Source organism: Amycolatopsis kentuckyensis, from assembly GCF_041679295.1.
In the GTDB taxonomy this organism is placed as follows: domain Bacteria; phylum Actinomycetota; class Actinomycetes; order Mycobacteriales; family Pseudonocardiaceae; genus Amycolatopsis; species Amycolatopsis kentuckyensis_A.
In genome coordinates this window covers 825378-845797 of sequence record NZ_JBGDMD010000004.1, presented here as the reverse complement: position 1 = coordinate 845797, position 20420 = coordinate 825378, and the positions used below count along the sequence as shown (strand labels likewise).

At 71.8% G+C, this 20420-nt stretch carries 19 protein-coding genes; 10 read left to right on the top strand and 9 right to left on the bottom strand.

The window, feature by feature from the left end:
- Positions 1 to 57: 57 nt before the first annotated feature.
- Positions 58 to 2346 carry a PQQ-dependent sugar dehydrogenase gene (locus ACERZO_RS20490; RefSeq protein WP_372666307.1) on the top strand — a complete coding sequence of 763 codons (2289 nt, stop codon included), beginning with the start codon at positions 58 to 60 and terminating at the stop codon, positions 2344 to 2346.
- Positions 2347 to 2379: 33 nt separating this feature from the next.
- Here the strand turns inward: ACERZO_RS20490 and ACERZO_RS20485 are convergent, their stop codons facing one another.
- Positions 2380 to 3684, bottom strand: coding sequence for an RNA polymerase sigma factor (locus ACERZO_RS20485; protein WP_372666306.1), 1305 nt, complete (start codon positions 3682 to 3684; stop codon positions 2380 to 2382).
- Positions 3685 to 3968: 284 nt separating this feature from the next.
- Here ACERZO_RS20485 and ACERZO_RS20480 point away from each other — a divergent pair, with 284 nt between their 5' ends.
- The 3 genes from ACERZO_RS20480 to ACERZO_RS20470 all read left to right on the top strand — a co-directional run bounded on the left by ACERZO_RS20480 (position 3969) and on the right by ACERZO_RS20470 (position 7936).
- Entirely contained in the window at positions 3969 to 5357 is a 1389-nt protein-coding gene (locus ACERZO_RS20480; protein WP_372666305.1) for an alpha/beta hydrolase domain-containing protein, read from the top strand.
- A gap of 119 nt (positions 5358 to 5476) precedes the next feature.
- A complete protein-coding gene (fadD8, locus tag ACERZO_RS20475; protein WP_372666304.1) occupies positions 5477 to 7072 on the top strand; it encodes a fatty-acid--CoA ligase FadD8 in 1596 nt (531 codons plus the stop codon).
- A gap of 120 nt (positions 7073 to 7192) precedes the next feature.
- Positions 7193 to 7936, top strand: a complete 744-nt coding sequence (locus ACERZO_RS20470; protein ID WP_372666303.1) for an SDR family oxidoreductase — start codon at positions 7193 to 7195, stop codon at positions 7934 to 7936.
- Positions 7937 to 7982: 46 nt separating this feature from the next.
- Here the strand turns inward: ACERZO_RS20470 and ACERZO_RS20465 are convergent, their stop codons facing one another.
- Positions 7983 to 8822, bottom strand: coding sequence for a protocatechuate dioxygenase (locus tag ACERZO_RS20465; RefSeq protein WP_372666302.1), 840 nt, complete (start codon positions 8820 to 8822; stop codon positions 7983 to 7985).
- A gap of 175 nt (positions 8823 to 8997) precedes the next feature.
- Here ACERZO_RS20465 and ACERZO_RS20460 point away from each other — a divergent pair, with 175 nt between their 5' ends.
- Both ACERZO_RS20460 and ACERZO_RS20455 read left to right on the top strand, forming a co-directional pair.
- Complete coding sequence (locus ACERZO_RS20460) at positions 8998 to 9387, top strand: nuclear transport factor 2 family protein (protein ID WP_372666301.1); 390 nt, start codon at positions 8998 to 9000, stop codon at positions 9385 to 9387.
- 27 nt (positions 9388 to 9414) lie between these two features.
- Complete coding sequence (locus ACERZO_RS20455) at positions 9415 to 9966, top strand: PadR family transcriptional regulator (protein WP_372666427.1); 552 nt, start codon at positions 9415 to 9417, stop codon at positions 9964 to 9966.
- 59 nt (positions 9967 to 10025) lie between these two features.
- Here the strand turns inward: ACERZO_RS20455 and ACERZO_RS20450 are convergent, their stop codons facing one another.
- From ACERZO_RS20450 to ACERZO_RS20430, 5 genes are read right to left on the bottom strand one after another with little or no spacing between them, the layout of a single operon-like run.
- Positions 10026 to 10670, bottom strand: coding sequence for a response regulator (locus ACERZO_RS20450; protein WP_372666300.1), 645 nt, complete (start codon positions 10668 to 10670; stop codon positions 10026 to 10028).
- On the bottom strand, positions 10667 to 11794 hold the full coding sequence (locus ACERZO_RS20445; RefSeq protein WP_372666299.1) for a sensor histidine kinase: 1128 nt from the start codon (positions 11792 to 11794) through the stop codon (positions 10667 to 10669). The genes ACERZO_RS20450 and ACERZO_RS20445 overlap by 4 nt, the downstream gene beginning before the upstream one ends.
- A gap of 25 nt (positions 11795 to 11819) precedes the next feature.
- Positions 11820 to 12494, bottom strand: coding sequence for a hypothetical protein (locus ACERZO_RS20440; RefSeq protein ID WP_372666298.1), 675 nt, complete (start codon positions 12492 to 12494; stop codon positions 11820 to 11822).
- Positions 12491 to 13393 carry an ABC transporter ATP-binding protein gene (locus ACERZO_RS20435; protein WP_372666297.1) on the bottom strand — a complete coding sequence of 301 codons (903 nt, stop codon included), beginning with the start codon at positions 13391 to 13393 and terminating at the stop codon, positions 12491 to 12493. The genes ACERZO_RS20440 and ACERZO_RS20435 overlap by 4 nt, the downstream gene beginning before the upstream one ends.
- Positions 13390 to 13638 carry a PLD nuclease N-terminal domain-containing protein gene (locus ACERZO_RS20430; RefSeq protein ID WP_372666296.1) on the bottom strand — a complete coding sequence of 83 codons (249 nt, stop codon included), beginning with the start codon at positions 13636 to 13638 and terminating at the stop codon, positions 13390 to 13392. The genes ACERZO_RS20435 and ACERZO_RS20430 overlap by 4 nt, the downstream gene beginning before the upstream one ends.
- Before the next feature lie 174 nt (positions 13639 to 13812).
- Between ACERZO_RS20430 and ACERZO_RS20425 the strand changes: the two genes are divergently transcribed.
- The 4 genes from ACERZO_RS20425 (at position 13813) to ACERZO_RS20410 (ending at position 17966) form a co-directional block, all read left to right on the top strand.
- The gene (locus ACERZO_RS20425; RefSeq protein ID WP_372666295.1) at positions 13813 to 14763 is read left to right on the top strand and encodes a hypothetical protein; all 951 of its coding nucleotides are present in this window, start codon (positions 13813 to 13815) and stop codon (positions 14761 to 14763) included.
- 280 nt (positions 14764 to 15043) lie between these two features.
- The gene (locus ACERZO_RS20420) at positions 15044 to 16207 is read left to right on the top strand and encodes a hypothetical protein (protein ID WP_372666294.1); all 1164 of its coding nucleotides are present in this window, start codon (positions 15044 to 15046) and stop codon (positions 16205 to 16207) included.
- Positions 16208 to 16619: 412 nt separating this feature from the next.
- The gene (locus ACERZO_RS20415) at positions 16620 to 16784 is read left to right on the top strand and encodes a hypothetical protein (RefSeq protein ID WP_372666293.1); all 165 of its coding nucleotides are present in this window, start codon (positions 16620 to 16622) and stop codon (positions 16782 to 16784) included.
- A 390-nt stretch (positions 16785 to 17174) separates the two neighbouring features.
- The gene (locus tag ACERZO_RS20410; protein ID WP_372666292.1) at positions 17175 to 17966 is read left to right on the top strand and encodes an IclR family transcriptional regulator; all 792 of its coding nucleotides are present in this window, start codon (positions 17175 to 17177) and stop codon (positions 17964 to 17966) included.
- On the opposite strand, the gene ACERZO_RS20405 is transcribed toward ACERZO_RS20410, so the two are convergent.
- Both ACERZO_RS20405 and ACERZO_RS20400 read right to left on the bottom strand, forming a co-directional pair.
- The gene (locus ACERZO_RS20405; RefSeq protein ID WP_372666291.1) at positions 17933 to 18940 is read right to left on the bottom strand and encodes a dihydroorotate dehydrogenase; all 1008 of its coding nucleotides are present in this window, start codon (positions 18938 to 18940) and stop codon (positions 17933 to 17935) included. The genes ACERZO_RS20410 and ACERZO_RS20405 overlap by 34 nt on opposite strands.
- Complete coding sequence (locus ACERZO_RS20400; RefSeq protein ID WP_372666290.1) at positions 18941 to 20302, bottom strand: MFS transporter; 1362 nt, start codon at positions 20300 to 20302, stop codon at positions 18941 to 18943.
- Positions 20303 to 20420 lie beyond the last annotated feature (118 nt).

Here is a 20420-nt window from a genome sequence, read left to right as displayed (position 1 = left end):
TCGGATTTCCGGCGCCATAGGGGACGGTCCGGTCCCCGCGCACCAGGAGTCCGAATGATGCCTTTCCCGTCCCCCCGAAGATCGCGCCGCGCGCTGGCCGCGGCGGTCGTCGTCCCGGTCGCCGCCGCACTCGCGGTGGCCGTCGCGGCCCCCGCCGCCGCGGTGCCCACCGGCTTCGCCGACACCGTCGCCATCGGCGGCCTGACGTCGCCGACCGCCGCGGCGTTCGCGCCCGACGGCCGCGTGTTCGTCGCCGAGAAGAGCGGCCTGGTCAAGGTCTTCGACTCCCTGGCCGACCCGACGGCGACGGTGTTCGCCGACCTGCGGACGCCGACCCAGGACTTCTGGGACCGCGGCCTGCTCGGGCTGGCCGTCGACCCGGCGTTCCCCGCCCGGCCGTACGTCTACGTCTCCTACACGCTCGACGCCGTGCCCGGCGGCACCGCGCCGCGCTGGGGCGACGCCTGCCCGACGCCGCCCGGCGCGACCGACCAGGGCTGCGTGGTCACCGGCCGCGTCTCCCGGCTCACCATGGGCGCGGATGGCACCGCCATCAGCGAAAAGCCCCTCGTCACCGGCTGGTGCCAGCAGTTCCCCAGCCACTCGGTGGGCTCGCTCGCCTTCGGCCCGGACGGCGCCCTGTACGCGGGCGGCGGCGACGGCGCCAGCTTCAACTACGCCGACTACGGCCAGACCGGCAACCCCTGCGCCGACCCGCCGTCCCCCGCCGGGACGAACCTCACCCCGCCGGCCGCCGAAGGCGGCGCGCTGCGGTCGCAGTCCCCACGCCGCGCGGCCGGGCAGCCCGTCCTGCTCAACGGCACGCTGCTGCGGATCGACCCCGACACCGGCGACGGCTTGCCCGGCAACCCCTTCGCCGGCAGCGCCGACGCCAACGCCCGCCGCGTGATCGCCTACGGCGCGCGCAACCAGTTCCGGTTCGGGTTCCGGCCGGGGACCGGCGAGCTGTGGGCCGGCGACGTCGGCTGGAACACGTGGGAGGAGATCAACCGCGTGGCGAACGCCGGCGACGCGGTGGCGGAGAACTTCGGCTGGCCGTGCTTCGAAGGCACCGCCCGCCAAGCCGGCTACGACGGCGCCAACCTCGACCGCTGCGAACCCCTGTACGCCGCCGGCGGCCAGACCGCGCCGTTCTACGCCTACAACCACAACGCCAAGGTCGTCGCGAGCGACCCGTGTCCGACCGGCGGCTCGTCGATCAGCGGGATCGCCTTCGAGTCGGGCAGCAACTACCCCGCCGCGTACGCCGGCGCGCTGTTCTTCGCCGACTCCTCACGCGGCTGCATCTGGGCGATGCAGACGGCGAACGGCCAGCCCAGCCCGAGCCTGCTGGTGCCGTTCGTGACCGGGGCGAGCACGCCGGTGCAGGTGCTCACCGGCCCCGGCGGTGACCTCTTCTACGTCGCGCTGGGCAGCGGCGAGCTGCGGCGCGTGAGCTACCCGGGCGGCACCAACCGGCCGCCGGTCGCGGCCGCCACGGCGACGCCGTCGAGCGGGCCCGCCCCGCTGACCGTGCAGTTCGACGGCACCGGCTCGACCGATCCGGACGCCGGGGACGTGCTGTCCTACGCCTGGGACCTCGACGGCGACGGCGCGTACGACGACTCGGCCGCCGCCCGGCCCACGTGGACCTACACCACGGCCGCCGCGGTCGACGCCCGGCTGCGCGTGACCGACTCCCACGGCGCGACAGCGACCACGACGGTCCGCGTGACGGTCGGGACCCCGGCCGGGCTCGACCCGGTCCCGGTCATCGACGCCCCCACCGCGGCGCTGACCTGGTCGGTGGGCCAGACCGTCGCCTTCTCCGGTCGCGCGATCGACGCCCAGGACGGCGAGCTGCCGCCTTCGGCGCTGTCGTGGCGGCTCGCGATCCGGCACTGCGCCGCCAACGGCACCTGCCACACGCACAACGTCCAGGACTTCCCGGGCGTCGCGGCGGGCACGTTCGTCGCGCCGGACCACGAGTACCCGTCGTACCTGCAGCTCACGGTGACGGCGACGGACTCGACGGGCCGCACCGGCTCGAAGACGATCGACCTGCAGCCGAAGACGGTGACGCTGAACTTCACGTCGACCCCCGACCAGGCCCTGCTGACGGTCGGCGGGACGCAGCAGCGGACACCGTTCTCCCGGACGGTGATCGCCGGTTCGACGAACTCGATCAGCGCGGACAGCCCGCAGAACCTGCCGCCGCTCAACCTCAAGTACGCCTTCTCGAGCTGGGCGCATGGCGGGCCGCGGACGCAGAACATCGTCGCCCCGGCGGCTTCCGCCACCTACCAGGCGAAGTACCGGCTCTGCTGGCTGCTGCAGCCCTGCTGAGCGGGTGGTCCGGCCCCCTGCGCGGGGGCCGGATCAGCCTTCGGGGTTCTTCGTCTTGTCCGCCTTCTTCGATTCCTTGGCGGACTCCTTCGCGGCTTTGGTGGATTCTTTGGCCGCTTGCTTCGACTCCTTGGCGGCCTGCCTCGACTCTTTGGCCGCTTCCTTGTCCTTCGTGGCGTTTTCGTTCGCTTGCCCGGCGTTGCCGTTCTGCTGCGCCGCCTCGGACTCCCCGGCGGCCCCGTCCCCGGAGGCAGCCGGTTCGCCGGACGCGGTGGCCGGAACCGACGTGAGCTGCGGGTCGGCGGCCGCGGTCCCCCCGTTGCCGCCGGTCGTCCCGGGCCGCGCGGGTCCCGTGCCCACCGGCTGCGTGGTCGAGCCGTCCGCGCCGGTCGCCGGAGGTGCGACATCGGAGGTGCTCGCGCCGATGGTCACCGTCGTCACCAGCGCCGCGCTCGCCGCCGCCACCTTCGCCGCGGTGGCCCACGAGAGCGCGGAGGCCCCGGTGCTCGCGGCCGCCCCCGACGAGGCGACGGTCCCGCCGGTGGTCAGCCAGTGCGTCACGACCGGGATGCCGAGGATCAGCGGGGCGACGGTGGCGGGCAGCTCGGCGTTGAGCTCCTTGAGCCCGGTCGCCAGCTTCCGGCAGTCCGCGCAGCGGTCCAGGTGGGTCGTGATCCGGTGGCTCTTGTGGTCGCCGACGCCGTCGCGCACCCACCGGGCGAGCTGGCCGGAGACGATCTTGCAGTTGCGGCGCCGGGCTTCGGGGACGTGCTGGTCCAGGTAGGCCTGCCGCAGCCCTTCCCGGGCGCGGTAGGCCAGCGCGGCGACGCTGTTCGGCGTCATCCCGAGGTCTTCGGCGATGCGGGCGGGCGACTCGCCCTCGATCTCGGTGCGCCACAGCACCGCCCGCCACCGCTCGGGCAGGCTCGCGAACGCGCCCGCGGCGACGCTGCCGTGCAGCCGGCTGTCCACCGGCTCGTCGCTGCCCTCACTCGGCAGGACGTCCGGGACCTCGGCGACCAGCGAGAGCGCGGAGTCGCGGCGGCGCCAGCTGATCATCGTGTTCCGGATCGTCGTGAGCAGGTAGGGCCGGAATTCTTCGTGCGGGCCCTCGCCGGCGCGCAGGATCCGCAGTACGCGGGTGAACCCTTCGGCGATCAGGTCTTCTCGTTCGGCTTCGCCCGAGGCGATCGCGGCCGCGACCCGGCGGGCGGCGACCAGGTGCCGGTCGTAGAGCTGGCCGTATGCGGCGGGATCCCCGTCGCGCACCGCCTGGATCAAGACCGCGTCGCTCGGGACGTCCGTCGTCCCGGCCACCGCCGGTGCCACCTCGGTCACCCACACCCCCTCGCCCGTGCGCTTGCACGTGCAGAACGTCCCGCGATAGTCGTCCAACGAGAGGCCCGGCGCAAGGTTTCGGCGCCGAAAGCCCTTTTTCTTCCGTGGTGAGTGTCCCGCACCCCCGGGTTGTCAGGTAACTGAGCACTCCGGCGCCGTTTCGTCCCGGCCCCTTCGCCCATCGTTGCCCGGGCGCCGCCGCCCGGGTAGAGACGAAGGGCGGTGGCCACCGCATCCTTGTCCACTGTGGACGGTCCACGTCCACCACCAGGAGGGTCTCCGAAATGCGCAGAGCAGCCTGCCTGCTGCTGACCTTGCTCCTCCCCGCCGTCGTGGCCACCGGGGTGGCCACAGCCGCCCCCGCGCTAACCGTGACGCCGGTGCCGGCGAACGCCGGCAAGGGCTGGCCGGTCAGCGGCGCAGAAGGCGTCCTCGACCTCGCCGGCCACGGGTACGTCGAACGGGAATACCTGCTGTCCGGACAGGCCGACACCTACGCCCAGGACGGCCTCTGGACCGCCGACGGCCGCTGGGCCACGCACGTCGCCACCACCGGGAACCCGTACACCACGCGGATGGTCGTGGTGCGGCCGGACGATCCCGCGCGGTTCAACGGGACGGTCGTGGTCGAGTGGCTCAACGTCAGCTTCGGCGTCGACATCCCGGTCGACTTCTCCCAGTCGTACGAGCACTTCCTCCGCGAGGGCTACGCCTACGTCGGCGTGACGACGCAGAAAGCCGGGGCGGACAAGCTGAAGAGCCTCGACCCGGCCCGGTACGGCGCCGTGGACCTCGGCTCCGACACGCTCTCCTACGACGTGTTTTCGCAGGCCGCACAGGCAGTCCGGGCGCACCCGGAGGTGCTGGGCGGCCGCGCGCCGTCGGTCGTCCTGGGCACCGGGCACTCGCAGTCCGCGTTGCGGCTGACCACCTATGCGAACGCTGTTCAACCGGTGCGCGGGGTCTACGACGGACTGATGATCCACGGCCGGGCGGCGCTCGCGGCCCCGATCGGCGACGGCGTCGTCGGCCCGCTGTCCGCGCGCATCCGCACCGACCTGACCGTGCCGGTGTTCGTGCTGCAGTCGGAAACCGACGTCATCGCCTCGAACTCGGTCCGGCAGGACACCGCGCGCGTCCGCACGTGGGAGGTCGCCGGCACGGCCCACGCCGACCAGTACGGGCTCGACCTCTACAACGCGGCCAACGCCCGTGACCGGTCGATCAACGACGGCGCGCCCACGACCTGCGACAAGCCGGTGAACAGCATGACGTTCCGGTACGCGGAAAACGCGGCGTTCGCGCACCTGGACCGCTGGGCCCGCGGCGGCGCGGCCCCGCCGACCGCGCCGCCGATCTCGGTGCTGCTGGGCCTGCTCATCCGCCGTGACGCCGATCAGAACGCCGTGGGCGGCATCCGCCTGCCCGACTTCGACGCCCCGGTGGCCGCGTACGCCCCGAACAACAGCGGCGGCAACGTGCCGGGCGCGTGCCTGCTGCTGGGCACGACGACACCGTTCACCGCGGCGCGGATCCGGGCGCTGTACCCGGACCACGCCACATACGTCGCGAAGTTCACCGCCGCGGCGGACCGGGCGCTTCGCGCCGGCTACCTCCTCCCCGCCGACCGCGACGAAGCCGTCGCCCGCGCCCAGGCCGCTCCCGTCCCGTGACCGACCCCGGCCGATGAAACCTGTTCCCTTCCCCGCCGTCGCCCGCAAGCCTTGCGCCGCGACCGCTCAGGGCATAGAACTATAACGTGTTCTAGTTCGACGGCGGGGAAGGGACTTCGATGAGCGAACCGGCGATGCGGTATCCGAACCACCTCGGGCATCTGGTCGTCTCCGCCCTGAAGCGCCACCGGGACGCGCCGGTGATGGTGCTGGGTGAGACCACGATGACCGGCGCCGGGACCGCCGAGCAGGTCAGCCAGTACGCCCAGGCCTTCGAGGAGCTCGGCGCCGGCACGGGCGCGGCGGTGGCGCTGCTGTCGCTGAACCGCCCCGAGGTCCTGCTCATCATCGCGGCCGGCCAGCTGCAGGGCTCGCGGCGGACGGCGCTGCACCCGCTGGGCTCGCTCGACGACCACGCCTACATCCTCGGCGACGCCGGCATCACCACGCTGATCATCGACCCGGTGCCGATGTTCGTCGAGCGGGCGCTCGGCCTGCTCGAGAAGGTCCCCGGCCTGACGCAGGTGCTCACCATCGGGCCGGTGCCCGAGCCGCTGGCCCACGTCGGGCACGACCTCACCGCGACCGCCGCGAAGTTCGAGCCGGGCCCGCTGCGGCCCGCCGTCCTGCCGCCGGACCAGGTCGTCTCCATCACCTACACCGGCGGGACGACCGGCAAGCCCAAGGGCGTCATGGGCACCGCGCAGGCGATGGCCACGATGACCCAGATCCAGCTCGCCGAGTGGGAGTGGCCGGAGGCGCCGAAGTTCCTCATCTGCACCCCGCTTTCCCACGCGGGCGCGGCGTTCTTCGCGCCGACGCTGCTGAAGGGCGGCTCACTGGTCGTCGTGCCGAAGTTCGACCCCGCCGACGTCCTGCGGATCATCGAGGAGGAGCGGATCACGGCCACCATGCTGGTGCCGACGATGCTCTACGCCCTGATGGACCACCCCGACTCGCGCACACGCGACCTGTCGTCGCTGCAGACGGTGTACTACGGCGCCGCGTCGATCAACCCGGTGCGCCTGCGCGAAGCGATCGACCGGTTCGGGCCGATCTTCGCGCAGTACTACGGCCAGTCCGAGGCGCCGATGGCGATCAGCTACCTCGCCAAGGGCGACCACGACGACGCGCGGCTGTCCTCGTGCGGACGTCCGTCGGCGTTCCTGCGCACGGCGTTGCTCGACGCCGACGGCAACCCCGTGGCGCCCGGCGAACCCGGCGAGATCTGCGTCGCCGGCCCATTGCTGGCGGCCGGGTACTGGAACCTGCCGGAGGTGACGGCGGAGACGTTCCGCGACGGCTGGCTGCACACCGGCGACGTCGCCCGCGAGGACGAGGACGGCTTCTGGTTCATCGTCGACCGCGTCAAGGACATGATCGTGACCGGCGGGTTCAACGTGTTCCCCCGCGAGGTGGAGGACGTCGTCGCCGAGCACCCGGCGATCGCGCAGGTCGGCGTCATCGGCACCCCGGACGAGAAGTGGGGCGAAGCGGTGACGGCGGTGGTGGTGCTGCGGTCCGACGCGCCCGCCGACGACGCCGCGATCGAGAAGCTGACGGGCGAGATCCAGGCGTCGGTGCGGGAGCGGAAGGGACCCGTGCACGTGCCGAAGCAGGTGATCATCGCCGAGTCGCTGCCGATGACCGGGCTCGGGAAGCCGGACAAGAAGGCCCTGCGGGCGCAGTACGAGCCCCGGCGCGCGAGCGTGTAGGGCGTTATACGGCTCCTCCCGTGTCGACAAGCCGCCTGTCACAACCGGAAGCGCTGTCTTGTCTTGGCTGGTGCGCACCTCCCGGGCCGTCCGGGCGGGCGCCGAACGGGAGGAACGGACATGAAGGTCGTCGTCATCGGCGGAACCGGCCTGATCGGCACGAACGTGGTCGCCCGGCTGGCCGAGCACGGCCACGAGGCGGTCGCCGCCGCCCCCAGCACCGGTGTGGACACGCTGACCGGCGAAGGGCTGAAGGAGGTGCTGCAGGGCGCGGACGTCGTGATCGACGTGTCGAACTCGCCGTCGTTCGCCGACGACGACGTGATGCGCTTCTTCAGCACGTCGACCGGGAACCTCGTCGCCGCGGCGAAGGAGGCCGGCGTCACGCACTACGTCGCGCTGTCGGTGGTGGGCACCGACCGCCAGCCGGACGTCGGGTACTTCCGCGCGAAGGTCGCGCAGGAGCGGCTGATCACCGAGTCGGGGCTGCCGTTCTCGATCGTGCGCGCGACGCAGTTCTTCGAGTTCGCGGGCGGGATCGCGGACACGTCGACCACGGACGGCGTCGTCCACCTGCCGGGCGCGGGCGTCCAGCCGATGGCGGCGGCCGAGGTGTCCGCGGCCGTCGCCCGGACGGCGGCCGGGCAGCCGGTCGGCGGCATCACCGAGATCGCCGGCCCGGAGGTCCTGGGCCTCGACGAGTGGGTCCGCAAGGTGTTGACGGCCCGCCAGGACCCGCGCGAGGTCGTCACCGACCCGAAGGCACCGTACTTCGGCGCGGTACCGGGCGCGAAGGACCTCCTGCCGGGGCCGGGTGCGCGGCTCGGGGAGACGAAGCTGGCCGACTGGCTCGCGCGGTCGTGACGCCGGCCGCACGGGTGGCCCCGCGCCACCCGTGCGGCCCCGCGCGCTAACCGCCGTCGTGGTCCGGGTCGGCGTTCAGCACGATGCAGCCCACGTACCCGTCGCGGGCCTTGGTGACCTTCAGCAGCATACTCGGCCGGTAGATCGAATCGTTGTCGTTGAACGTGTCCCGGCCCGTGCGCTGCGCGTACGGCTGCGTCGCCAGGACCTCAGAGTTCAGCGTCTCGTCGAACATCAGCTGCGTCGTGAGCGTCTTTTCGTTGCCCACGTGGACCATCACGTGGACGTGGACCGTGCGGCCGCGGTACCAGCCCGGCCAGACCGTGGTGAACTCGACGACCCCGCGCTGGTTGGTGACCTGGGCGCCGCGCAGGTAGCGCTTGTCGTCGGTGGGTTCGAGGTCCTGGTCGCCGCCGGGTGGCGGGGTGCCGGTGGGCGGGGTCCCGGTCGGCGGCGGGCCGGTGGGCGGGGTGCCACCGCCGCCGGACGCCGCTTCCGCGCCCGAGTACAGGCCGCCCGCGTCGCAGTGCCAGATCTCGACCACCGCGTGCGGGATCGGCTTGCACGTCTCGCTGTCCTGCACCTGCAGGGCGAGCCGCAGCTTCGCGCCCTGCTTGTCCTCGCGGACGTCGCTGCGGATCTTGTCCGCGTCGAAGTAGTACGGGCCCTGCGTGGTGGCGGCGGTGAGCGTGCACGTCCGCGCGCCGGCGAACAACGCGGTGAGGTCCGCGTCGGTGACCGCCTGCAGGGCGACCGTCTCACCGGTGGACGTCGTGACCGGGCTCTTGCCCGCGCACGCCGTGACGAGCGCGCCCAGGCCGACCGAGCTCACCCCGGTGAGCAGCCTTCGCCTGCTGACGCGTTGTCCCTCGTGGTCGTGGTCCATGGGTGTCCTTCCGCAGTCGGGTTCGGGGGTAAAGGCCGGTTGACGGTCGCCTGGGCCGGCCTTGAACCAAGGTGGCGCCCGGCCCTGTGCCGCGGCTGTGGTGAGGCTGTGGGTCGCCGAGCGGTCACTGGCGGGGTACGCTGCTACTAAACTTTTTGACTACGTGAGGTGCTGCATGACCAGCTTCCGGAAGGCCGTCGAGGCCCGTGACCCCGACGCCATGGCCGCGACACTGGCGGAGAACGTCGTGTTCCGGAGCCCGGTGGCGTTCAAGCCCTACCCGGGCAAGGCGATCACGGCCGCCATCCTGCGCGGCGTGCTGCGGGTGTTCGAGGACTTCCGGTACGTGCGCGAGCTCGGCGGCGGTGAAGGCCGCGACCACGCGCTCGTCTTCGAAGCGCGGATCGGGGACGCGCGGGTCGAGGGCTGCGACTTCCTGCACTTCGACGACGACGGCCTGATCGACGAGTTCACGGTGATGGTCCGACCGCTGTCGGCCGCGCAGGCGTTGTCGGAAGCAATGGCGGCGCAGTTCGAGCAGATCCAGCGCGAGGCACTCAACTAGGTGAGTAGGTCGCTGCGCAACGCGCTGATGGCGGCGCTGCTGGAGGGCGAAGCCTCGGGCTACGACCTGGCGAAGGTGTTCGACGCGTCGGTGGCGAACTTCTGGCCGGCGACGCCCCAGCAGCTCTACCGCGAACTGGACGCGATGGCGGCGGCCGGCCTGGTCCGCGCCCGCGTGGTCCACCAGGAGAAACGCCCGGACAAGCGCCTGTACGCGCTGACGGAGGCGGGCCACCAAGCCCTCCACGAGTTCACCGCGCGCGCCCCACGCCCGGGCGTCATCCGCGACGAGCTGCTCGTCCAGGTCCAGGCGGTCGACGCCGGCGACGCGGAGGCGGTCCGCCGCGCGCTGGCGGAGCGGATGACCCGTGCGGAGGCGAAGATCGCCCGCTACGAGCGCCTGCGGGCGGGTCTGCTGGACGGCCGCTTCGAGGACGACTACCTGGCGGAGACCGAGCGGATCGGGCCTTACCTGACGCTCATGCGGGGGCTGGCGTTCGAGCGGGAGAACCTCCGCTGGGGCGAACAGTGCCTGAAGATCCTCGAGCGGCGAGCCTCGGCGCCGGCCCCGAGGTCTTGAATGAGTCGTTCAGGACCTCCGGGGTCTTGAATGACTCATTCAAGACGGCTGCCGGCGGGTCAGGTGAGGCCGGCGTCGTGGACCACCAGCGCCACCTGGGTGCGGTTCGCCGCCGCCAGCTTGGCCATGATGTGTCCGATGTGGACCTTCACGGTCGACTCGCTCACGACCAGCGCGCGGGCGATCTCCGCGTTGCTCAGCCCGCGTCCGATGTGGACGGCCACGTCGTGCTCCCGCGGCGTCAGCTCCGCCAGCCGCGTCCGGGCCTGCGCACTCCCGCCCCCGGAAGCGAAATCCGTCAACAACCGCTTCGTGATCTTCGGCGACAGCATCGCCTCGCCGCGGGCCGCGACGCGCACCGCGTTGACCAGCTCGCGCGGCGGGGTGTCCTTCAGCAAGAAGCCCGCCGCGCCGTGGCGCAACGCCGCGTAGACGTACTCGTCCACGTCGAACGTCGTCAGCACCACCACCGCGGGCGCCGCCGGGTGCGCGGCCAGCCGCTTGACCACCTCGATGCCGTCCACCTTGGGCATCTGGACGTCGGTCAGCACGACGTCCGGCCGGAACCGGTCGGTCAGCTCCACCGCCCGCGCGCCGTTCGTGTCCTCGGCGACCACCTCGACGTCGCCGGCGGACTCGAGGATCATCCGGATGCCGCTGCGGACCAGCTCCTCGTCCTCCAGCAGCACGACCTTGACCGTCACTCGCCCTCCCCGACCGGCGAGCCTACTGAAAAGCGCGCGAAGACCCGGAACCGGCCGTCGCCCGTCGGGCCGGTGCGCAGGTCGCCCCCGGCCAGCTCGACGCGTTCGCGCATGCCCACCAGGCCGTAGCCGGACCCGGGGACGGCGCTGCCGTGCGGGGTCAGCCGGTTGGTCACCTCGACCGCCAGCCGCTCCCCGGTGACGGCGAGCCGGACGTCGACGGCCGCGTGCGGCGCGTGCTTCCCCGCGTTGGTCAACGACTCCTGCACCACCCGGTAGACGGCCCGGCCGACCTGGTCGGGCACCGCGGGCAGCGGGTCCGGCAGCGTCAGCTCGACCCGCGCGCCGGTCGCGGCGACCTCGGCGACCAGGTCTTCGAGCGATGCGAGCACACCGGGACCCGGGTCCGGGGCGTCGTCGCGCAGCACGCGCAGGACGGCGCGCAGCTCGTCGAGCGCCGTCGCGCTGGTGGCCCGGATCGTCTCTGCGGCCTGTTCGGTCCGCTCGTCCGGCGCCCGCAGCGACAGCGCGCCGGCCTGCAGCGCGACCGCCGTGACCCGGTGCGCGACGACGTCGTGCATCTCGCGCGCGATCCGCCGCCGCTCGGCGAAGACGGCCTGGTCGGCCAGCAGCGTCCGGGTCCGCTCGGCCTCGTCCGCGCGGTCCCGCAGCACGGCCAGCAGCGCCGCGCGCTGGTGCATCCACAGCCCCGCGAGCACCGGGCCGAGCACGAAGAACCCCAGCACGATCACGACCTGGGTGAAGCTCTCCGGTGCGCTCAGCGCCGGCACCACTTTCCCGGCGAGCACGGCGACGACGACCCCGAGCCCGGTCACCCAGTGGACGCCGTGCCGGGCCGCGACCGAGTACTGCGCCACCATCAGCGGCAGCAGCGTCACCCCGGCCGGCAGGCACGCCACGGCGACCAGCAGCACCAGGAACGGCCACCGCCGCCGCGCCAGCAGCGCGATCCCCGAGATGAACACCGCGGGCACGTAGAACGCCGGGTGCGGGTCCCGCGGGTCGCCGCCGGTCAGCGTCACCGCGATCACCGCCGCGGCCACCGCGACGTCGAGCGCGAGCAGGACGACGCGGCCGTCCCACCAGCTCAACCTTCGCTTCATCGCGTACAGGTTAAGGCGGGCCGGTTCAATCGTCACGGCGAGCCAGGGTGAACGTCGTCGCGACCAACGCGACGACGACCAGGACGGCGAACACCGCGATCCCCGGCAGCGCGAACAGCGCCGTGCCGCTGACGGGCAGCGCGGTCACCGGCACGCGGCCGAGCGCGGCCAGCGTCGTCTCGGCCACGAACGTCCACACCGCGAACGCGCCGACGGCGAGCCCGGGGTGCCGCAGCAGCCCGCCGAGCGCGACGCCGGCTAGTCCGGACAGGACGGTCAGCGGCAGCACCGCGGCCCCCGCCCTGCCTGCCGCCCCCGCGCCGGCAGGCAGGGCGCCTCCGCCGGTGAGCACCCCGGCGGCGGTCAGCACCACCATCAGCACCCCGCCCAGCAGCGCGAGCCCGGCGGTGACCAGGGCTCGCGCGGCGACGATCCGGGCCGGCGAGCGCAGCACCAGCCGGGTCGTCGCGAGGGTGCCGTGCTGGTGGTCGAGCCCGAACGCGGCGATCCCGACCGCCGCGACCAGCAGGGCGCCGAGCCGGTCGACCAGTACGAACGCCGAGGTGAACGCGTCGAGGTCGCGGTTGAGGCCCCAGTACAGCCCCGACGCGAACTGCAGCACCCCCGCGCCCGCCAGCAGCAGCCACGTCGAACGCAGCGAGCGGGCCCGCACCCATTCGTAGGCCAGCGCGTGCTTCACGGCAGTTCCCCCCGGTGCCGGACAGCGGCCGCGGTCGCGGCGAGGAAGGCGTCCTCCAGCCCGCTGCGCCGAACGAACAGCTCCCGCACCGCGACGCCCGCCCGGCCGGCGACCGCCGCCACGCGCTCGGGGTCGGCCGTCTCGACGACCACTTCGGCGGCTTCCTGCCGCACCCGCAGCCCGTCGCGGGCCAGCGCGACCATCAAGGCACTGGGCTGATCGGCGCGCACCACGACGTCGGCCCGCGCGTGCCGCCGGACGAACTCCTCCAGCGGCCCGGCCGAAACGAGCCGGCCGGCGCCGATCACGATCAGATCGTCGGCGAGCAGCGACATCTCGGCCAGCAGGTGCGACGACGCGAGGATCGTGCGCCCCTCCCCCGCCAGCCGCCGCAGCAGGTCGCGGATCCACCGCACGCCTTCGGGGTCGAGCCCGGTGGCCGGCTCGTCGAGGATCAGGTACTCCGGGTCGCCGAGCAGCGCCGTGGCCAGGCCGAGCCGCTGCTTCATGCCGAGGCTGAACCGGCCGACGGGCCGGCGCGCGACGGACTCGAGACCGACGGCCGCGAGGACCTCCCGGACGCGCCGGGCCGGCAGACCGCCGCCCGCGGCGACCATCCGCAGGTGCGCGGCGGCCGGCCGGGCGGGGTGCACGGCGGCGGCGTCGGTGAGCACGCCGACCGTCCGCAGTGGACCGGGGACGTCCGCGTAGACCCGGCCGCCGAACGTGGTGCGGCCGCGGCCGCGGGTCAGGCCGAGCATCAGCCGGATGGTCGTCGACTTGCCGGCGCCGTCGGGCCCCAGGAAGCCGGTCACCACGCCGGGCCGGACGGTGAAGGACAGGTCTTCGACGCCGGCGCCGCCGCGGTAGGTCTTCGCGAGCCCGTCCGCGACGATCACCGGCGGGCCGGGAGGTAGGCGTCGCGACGGCCGACCGCGAACCACAGCAGGCTGCCCAGGAACGGCGCGCAGAAGGCGAAGATCACCCAGACGAGCTTCATACCGCCGGTGAGCCGCGAGCCGAGGATGCTGACCAGCGCGGCCAGGAACAGCACGGCGAAGGCGAGCAGGACGGCCCCGGTTAGGCCGAGCACCAGCCACGACCAGGTTTGTTCGTGGCCTTCGATCAGGGCGGCCGGATGCATGGGTTCTCTCCTCACGTCGGGGGTTTCCGCATCAAAGATCGCCGATCGCGAGCGCCCGCACATCCGATCTTCGGGGAGTCCGGGATAGGCGGAAAGTACTAGGCCGCCCGGCGGGCTTGTACGGCTCTTGTACGGCGGCCGCCGACGATCGCCGGACATCCCGATGGAGGAAAAGTGAAAACCACACTCAAGGCGGCGGTGGCCACGATCGGCCTCGGCGTCGCGCTGACCGGGTTGGCGGCGCCCGCGGCCCAGGCCGCGTCGACCTACCCCGTAACGACCACAGTGGACGGTCGGACCGTCAAGGACCCGGACGTCGCGGTCGGCAAGCAGCGCATCGCGAACATGTACCCGGCGGGCACCTCGGTGGCGCTGGCGTGCCAGGACACCGGCCCGGCGTACGGCGGCAGCAGCATCTGGGACCTGACCACCGACGGCCTGTGGGTGCCGGACGCCTACGTCAAGACCGGCTCGACGTCGATGGTCGCCCCGCAGTGCACCACCCCGCACTCCTACCCGGCCAAGGCCGACCTCAACGGCCGCGCGCACAAGGGCGACGCGGCGGACGCGGCGGGCAGCGTGGCGGACAAGTACCCGGCCGGCGCGTCGGTGCCGGTGGTCTGCCAGGCCACCGCGTCGGACGAGATCTGGGACTTCACCAGCGACAACCTGTGGGTGCCGGACGAGTTCGTCAAGACCGGGACCGAGGGCTTCGTCAGCGGTGTCCCGCACTGCGACACCGACGGCCTCAAGGCGGGCGGCACGGCGTACCCGGCGGACCCGCGCGCCGACAGCGCGATCGCGTTCGCCAAGGCGCGCCTGGGCCACACGGACTGGAACAACCAGTGCGAGCTGTTCGTCGAACGCGCCTTCGGCACCAGCGGCCGGTTCGCGTCGGCCACCACGCACTACCAGTGGCAGAAGAACAACGGCCGCATCCACACCGGTTCGGTCGCCCCGGCCGGCACGGCCGTGTTCTTCACCAGCACGACCAGCAACGGGCACATCATGCTCGCGCTCGGCGGCGGCGTCGCGATCAGCACCGGCCCGTCGGTGTACCAGACGAGCACGTACGCGCAGCGCTCCGACTACCTCGGCTGGGCCTACGTTCCGTCGAGCTGGTAGTCGCGCCGGCGTCGTCGAAATCGATCTGCCACCCGGCGGGCACCAGGGCGCGCTCGAAGCACATCCGGTGCTCGTCGGGGTCGGGTTCGGACTCCATGGCTGTGATCACAGCACGGCACCCCGGCCCCGCAGGTCTCAATGTGAGACGTCACGAAAAGATCTTCCCTTTTTCACCGAGAAGCTGTTGCCCATTCACCCCGCCCGGTTCTAGCGTGTACCGGGCATTGATCGGACTACTGGGGGTCTCATGTCATTGCGCCACCGACTACTGAACGCCGCCGTGGGGGCAGGTGTCCTCGCGAGCCTGGTCGCCGCGCCTTCCGCCGCCCTCGCCGCGGCCGGGCCGACCACCCTGCCCGCCTCGCAGTACACCCTGACCGCGAACTACAACCAGTTCGACACCGTCAACTCGGCGCTCGTCTCGACGCTGGGCACGGCGGCCGTCCACACGGTCATGGACAACGCGAACCACGACCGCACGGCGCTGCCGTCGTCGTTCTCCGTCGCCGGGCTGTCGACCGGGTTCCGGTTCGACAGCGGCGACAACTCCGACTGCGCGAACTACCCGCAGGGCATCACGACCAGCCGGGACGCGGTCGGCACGGCCAACAGCGGCAACTACGACGGGCACCAGCTCGTCGTGGTCAGCTGGTACACGAAGGACGGCTGCGACGGCGCCCAGGCGCGCAGCCGGATCACCCTGGTCGACTGGGACGCCACGTATCCGAACAAGTACCGCAAGGTCCTGCTGGTCGAGCCGACCGGCACGGCGGCGGACCCGGACTTCAAGGACATCCCGATCCACGCCGGCGGCGTGTCCTGGTACGGCGACTACCTGTACGTCGCCGACACCGGCAAGGGCATGCGGGTCTTCGACATGCGGAAGATCCTCAAGACCGACACCGGCGGCACGGCCGACCAGATCGGGCACCAGAGCGGCAGCACGTACTACGCCCACAACTACGCGTACGTCCTGCCGCAGGTGGGCACGATCACGTCGAAGACGACGTCCGGCACGAACCTCGCGTGGTCGTCGATCTCCCTGGACCGGGTGAGCAAGTCGATCGTGATGACGGAGTACACCTGCTCGTCCGGCTGCACGGACTATTCGAACCGCGCCCCGCGGGCGATCCGCTACCCGTTCGCGTCATCGGGGGTGTTCGCCGCCACGACGACGGCGAGCCAGGCGTTGCAGCTGCCGTGGTACAAGCTGAACGGGGTGGCGTCGCACAACGGGCGCTGGTGGTTCAACTCGTCGGGCTCGAAGCAGCTGTACTACTGGACGCCTTCGGCGGGCGCGTCGACGTTCGCGTGGGTGGGCAGCGGCGAGAGCCTGTCCTACTGGGAGGACGACACCGCCGCCGACCTGCTGTGGTCCCTGCAGGAGGGCGCGGGCAACCGCAACGTCTTCGCGGTCACCCAGGCCACGTACGGCGGTGGCTGAGGTAGCCTGACCACATCGGACGATTCGGACAACCCGGCAACCCGAGGCGGCGGCACCGCCTCGGGTTGCTGCTTGCCGTCCTGCTGTTCTTCACCGGGGCGCCGGCTGTCCAGGCGGGGTCGTCGTCCTTCGACGGCCCGGCGGTGGCCACCGCGCAGCCGCACGACGTCGTTTCGTCCCGGCAGGTGGCTTCGGGGTCCGTTCCCTGGGCTGAGGTTCCTTCTTCGCTCGAGCTTCCTTCGCCGTTGCGGTGGGTGGGGTTCTTCTCGGCTGGTTCGGCGCTTCGGGTTTTCCCGGTGCCGACCTCGCGGTCTACGCGTGCTCCGCCGTCCTTCGTGAGCTGAATCCTGTTCTCTCGGCGCCGGTTTCTTCCGGTTGCCGTGCTCACTGCTGCCCGAAGGACTCTTTCTCGATGTCTGTTGCCGTGTTGGCTCTTCTTGTTGTGGCCGTTGTTTTTTCTGTTGGCCTGATGGTCAAGATGTTCCTCGATGACTCGCCTTTGCTTGGCGGGGTGGGGATTTGCGTGCTCGTCGGGCCTGGTTCCGTGTTGGCCTTCTTGTATGTCGGACTGGCTTGATGATCGCCCTTTCGAGTGGTGAACTGACGTTCGAACGTCGGTAATCTCGGGGTGTGGACAGAGAAGCGGTGTGGCGAGCGGATGCGGTGGCCTTGGGTGATCGCGTCCGTTCGCTGCTCGCTGTTGTGCGGTCGGCTTCGTCCTGGACCGTCGTGAGGTAGTGGATCAAGCCCGTCGACTGGCCCCACCCTCTCCATCGGGACCGGCTGGGCCGGCCAGCGTGACGGCCGGCCGGGGACCGGCGCACCAGGACGCCCGAGTACTTCTTGCGCACCGGGCGCAACGCCGTGAACTCCGCCAGACCAGTTGTCGTGGACCGGCGACCTGGCCGGTCCGGTAGCCTGTGTTCACTATTCGAACAGCGGTACCAGACTTTCGGCGGAGGCCCTCGTGACCAAACCGACGCGGTCCCCGGACACCCGCGCCGACCAGGCGGACATCCAGGCGGTGAGCCGGGTCAGCCAGATCCTGTCGCTGTTCGACCCGGCGACGCCCGAGGTCACCGCGGCCGAGGTCGCCGAGCGCCTCGGCCTCAACCGCACGACGGCGTACCGGTACTGCACGTCCCTGGTCGCGGCCGGCCTGCTCGAGCGCAGCAACGAAGGCGGGTACGTGCCCGGCGGGCTGCTGCTGCAGCTCGGCGCGTTCGCCATCGGGCACCGCCGCGTGGTCAACCTCGCGCCGCGGCACATGCAGGCGCTCTCCCGGGCCACGCAGACGAGCGTCGTGCTGAGCCTGTGGGGCCTCACCGGCCCGGTCGTGTCGCGGGTCGAGGAAAACGCCTCGACGATCGTCATCGTGTCCGTGCGGGTGGGCAGCCACCTGCCGCTGGACACCGCGCAGAGCAAGGTCTTCCTCGCCTACCACGCCGACCAGCTGTCGATGGAACGCCTGATCGGCAACCTGTCCGGCACCGCCCGCGACGAGCTGCGCGCCGACGTCGACCGGGTCCGCGCGGTCGGGCACTGCTCGGCGATGAGCACGCCCGGGATAGTGGCCGTGGCGGCGCCGGTCTTCGACGAGTACGGCATCTGCGCGACGATCGCGATCGTGGGGCCGGACAACACGCTCTCGATGGGCGACGACACGCCCGAGCTGCGGGTCGTGGTCGACACCGCGCGCGAGCTCACCCAAGAGCTGGGCGGGCACTACCGGCCCGACGACCTCCAGCGCGCGGTGTAGGGCAGCCACGCCGGCGACGGCAGCGGCGCGACGTCCGCGTACTCGCGCGTCCCGGCCAGCGCGCTGCCGACGAAGTCGTCGGGGACCCCGGAAACGCCGTCGACCAGCTCCCGGAGCACCGCGGGACCGCCGGTCCACAACGCCGTCACGACTTCGACCGCGCGGGCGCCGGCGGCGAGGAACCGCAGGACGTCGGCCGGGGTGCGGGCGCCGTTTGTCCCGATCAAGGGTACGTCGAGCTGCTGGAAAGCCTTGCCCACCCAGTAAAGGCTCATCGGCAGGCACCCGGGTGAGCTCCACGCGCCCCACGAGCCCAGTACCGAACCGCCGTCGAGATCCGGCAGGAAGCCCGGGTAGCGGCCGACCAGGCCGACGGCGTCCGCGCCGCCCGAACGAGCCGCGCGGGCCAGCGCGACGACGTCCGACGCCTGGCCCGGCAGCTTCACGAACAGCGGGACGTCGACGGCGGCCCGCACGGTCCGCACCGCGTCGGCCACACCGTCCACTTCGGTCAGTTGCCGCACCGCGCGGGCCTCACGGCCGTGCGGGGCGCCGATGTTCAGCTCGACCGCCGGGACGACCGAAGCCAGCGCACGCCCGATCCGCGCGGCCGCCGCCGGCGCGCCCAGGGTGATGCTCCCGATCACCGGGCACCCCCTTGCGGCGCCGTGGGAAACGGCGGAGGCCAGCATCGCCAGCCAGTCGTCGAGGTCCACGGCCGCGAGCCCGGACCGGTTGAGCAGCCCGTCACCCGGCCGGCCCGCGCCCGGTGGCCGCACCTCGCCGTCGGTCGAAACGAAGGCGTAGTCCGCGATGGCCAGCTGCTCCCGCGCGGCGGCGCTTTCGTTCACCGACTTCGCCACCACCGCCCCGGCGCCCGCGTCGACGCACGCGGTGATCCCCTCGAGGGTCATGGTCAGCTCGGACGAGCCGACCCACACCGGGTTGGCGGTGGCGAGGCCTGCGACATCCATTCAGGACAGTTTGGGAATCGTGCTGTCATCGGACATGTCGACGTCCTTCGTCTCCGGGCCGAGGAAGCCGCCGAGGCTGATCAGCAGGCCGGCGACGACGATCAGGACACCAGGCGCCAGGTGCGCGGGCATGAACCCGTCGAACTGCTGCAGGTAGAACTGGTAGAACGCCGGGGCGATCAGCGCCAGGCTGTAGCCGACGCCGTAGCCGGTCGACCGGATGCTCGCCGGGAACCGTTCGGTCAGGTAGGCCGCGATCGGGCCGAACGTACCGACCGTGAACACGCCGATCAGCACGCCGAAGCCGAGCGCCGCGCCGAAACCGCCGTCCGAAGCCATCAGCAGGGTGTACGAACCCGCACCGAGCACGACCATCGAGAAGCCGTAGCCGATGTAGAACCGCCGTCGCCCGATGCGCTGGGACAGCATGCCGAACAGCGGGTACGACAGCGCGGCGGACGCGTTGATCACCAGCATCGTCAGCGTGACCTCTTTGCTGGACAGCTCCAGGTGCGCCTTCAGCTGCGCCGGCGTCACGGCGGCTTCCATGTTGGTCGCGAGCCACGTGCCGGTCATCAGGATGAACACCTGGCCCAGCGCCCGCGGGTACTTCTTCAGCAGCCGGACGAACGGGAGCTTGTGCTTTTCGCCGGTCAGCTGGGCCGGGGGTTCGTGGACCTGCTTGAGGTAGTAGCGGAACAGCACCGCGGCCAGCAGCGCGCCGACGAAGAACGGGATCCGCCAGCCCCACTGCACGTACGCGCTGTGCAGGCCGGCGGCGGGCAGCAACTGCAGCATCAGCAGGGTGATCGCGGCGATCACCGCGTACGCCGCGGGCGAGGTCGACGTGATGATCGAGGCGTAGAGACCGCGCTTGTGCTTCGGGCTCCACTCCATCGCCAGCGGGACCGCGGTCGTGTACTCGCCGCCGAGGAAGATCCCGTCGACGAACCGCAACGCGATGAGCGTGCCGACCGACCACATCCCGATCGTCTCGTGCCCGGGCAGGCACGCGGTCAGCAGCGTGATGGTGCCGAAGCCACCGACCGCGACGAGCGTCGTGCGCTTGCGGCCGACCGTGTCGGCGAAGTGGCCGAAGATGATCGCGCCGAGCGGGCGGCCGATCAGCGTCGAGGCGAACACCAGGGACGCCAGCAGGGCCGTCGTGCTCGCGCTGAGGTTCGCGGCCTGGAAGTACGCGGTGGCCGGTGCCAGCACGACGATCGGCAGGTAGATGTCGAACTGGTCGACGAAGTAGGCGAGCGTTCCGCCGCGGACCGCGGCGCGCACCTTCGCGGGGTCCGGGCCGTGCGGGGTGCCGGGGCGAACGGCCGCCTCCGCGGCGTCGGGCGGTGTGGACATCGGTGTCCTCCGTTTTCGAACCTAGTGTTCACGAAGCGAACGTCAGACACTCTAAATACCGCCAACCGTGAACACAAGAGCGGTCACAGGGTTGACAGCCGGTCTTATAGTGAACTTT

Coding starts and splice junctions, on each gene's coding strand:
- ACERZO_RS20490 (WP_372666307.1), top strand. CDS start 58: ATGCCTTTCCCGTCCCCCCGAAGATCGCGCCGCGCGCTGGCCGCGGCG.
- ACERZO_RS20480 (WP_372666305.1), top strand. CDS start 3,969: ATGCGCAGAGCAGCCTGCCTGCTGCTGACCTTGCTCCTCCCCGCCGTC.
- fadD8 (WP_372666304.1), top strand. CDS start 5,477: ATGAGCGAACCGGCGATGCGGTATCCGAACCACCTCGGGCATCTGGTC.
- ACERZO_RS20470 (WP_372666303.1), top strand. CDS start 7,193: ATGAAGGTCGTCGTCATCGGCGGAACCGGCCTGATCGGCACGAACGTG.
- ACERZO_RS20465 (WP_372666302.1), bottom strand. CDS start 8,822: ATGGACCACGACCACGAGGGACAACGCGTCAGCAGGCGAAGGCTGCTC.
- ACERZO_RS20460 (WP_372666301.1), top strand. CDS start 8,998: ATGACCAGCTTCCGGAAGGCCGTCGAGGCCCGTGACCCCGACGCCATG.
- ACERZO_RS20455 (WP_372666427.1), top strand. CDS start 9,415: ATGGCGGCGCTGCTGGAGGGCGAAGCCTCGGGCTACGACCTGGCGAAG.
- ACERZO_RS20445 (WP_372666299.1), bottom strand. CDS start 11,794: ATGAAGCGAAGGTTGAGCTGGTGGGACGGCCGCGTCGTCCTGCTCGCG.
- ACERZO_RS20430 (WP_372666296.1), bottom strand. CDS start 13,638: ATGCATCCGGCCGCCCTGATCGAAGGCCACGAACAAACCTGGTCGTGG.
- ACERZO_RS20415 (WP_372666293.1), top strand. CDS start 16,620: ATGTCTGTTGCCGTGTTGGCTCTTCTTGTTGTGGCCGTTGTTTTTTCT.
- ACERZO_RS20405 (WP_372666291.1), bottom strand. CDS start 18,940: ATGGATGTCGCAGGCCTCGCCACCGCCAACCCGGTGTGGGTCGGCTCG.
- ACERZO_RS20400 (WP_372666290.1), bottom strand. CDS start 20,302: ATGTCCACACCGCCCGACGCCGCGGAGGCGGCCGTTCGCCCCGGCACC.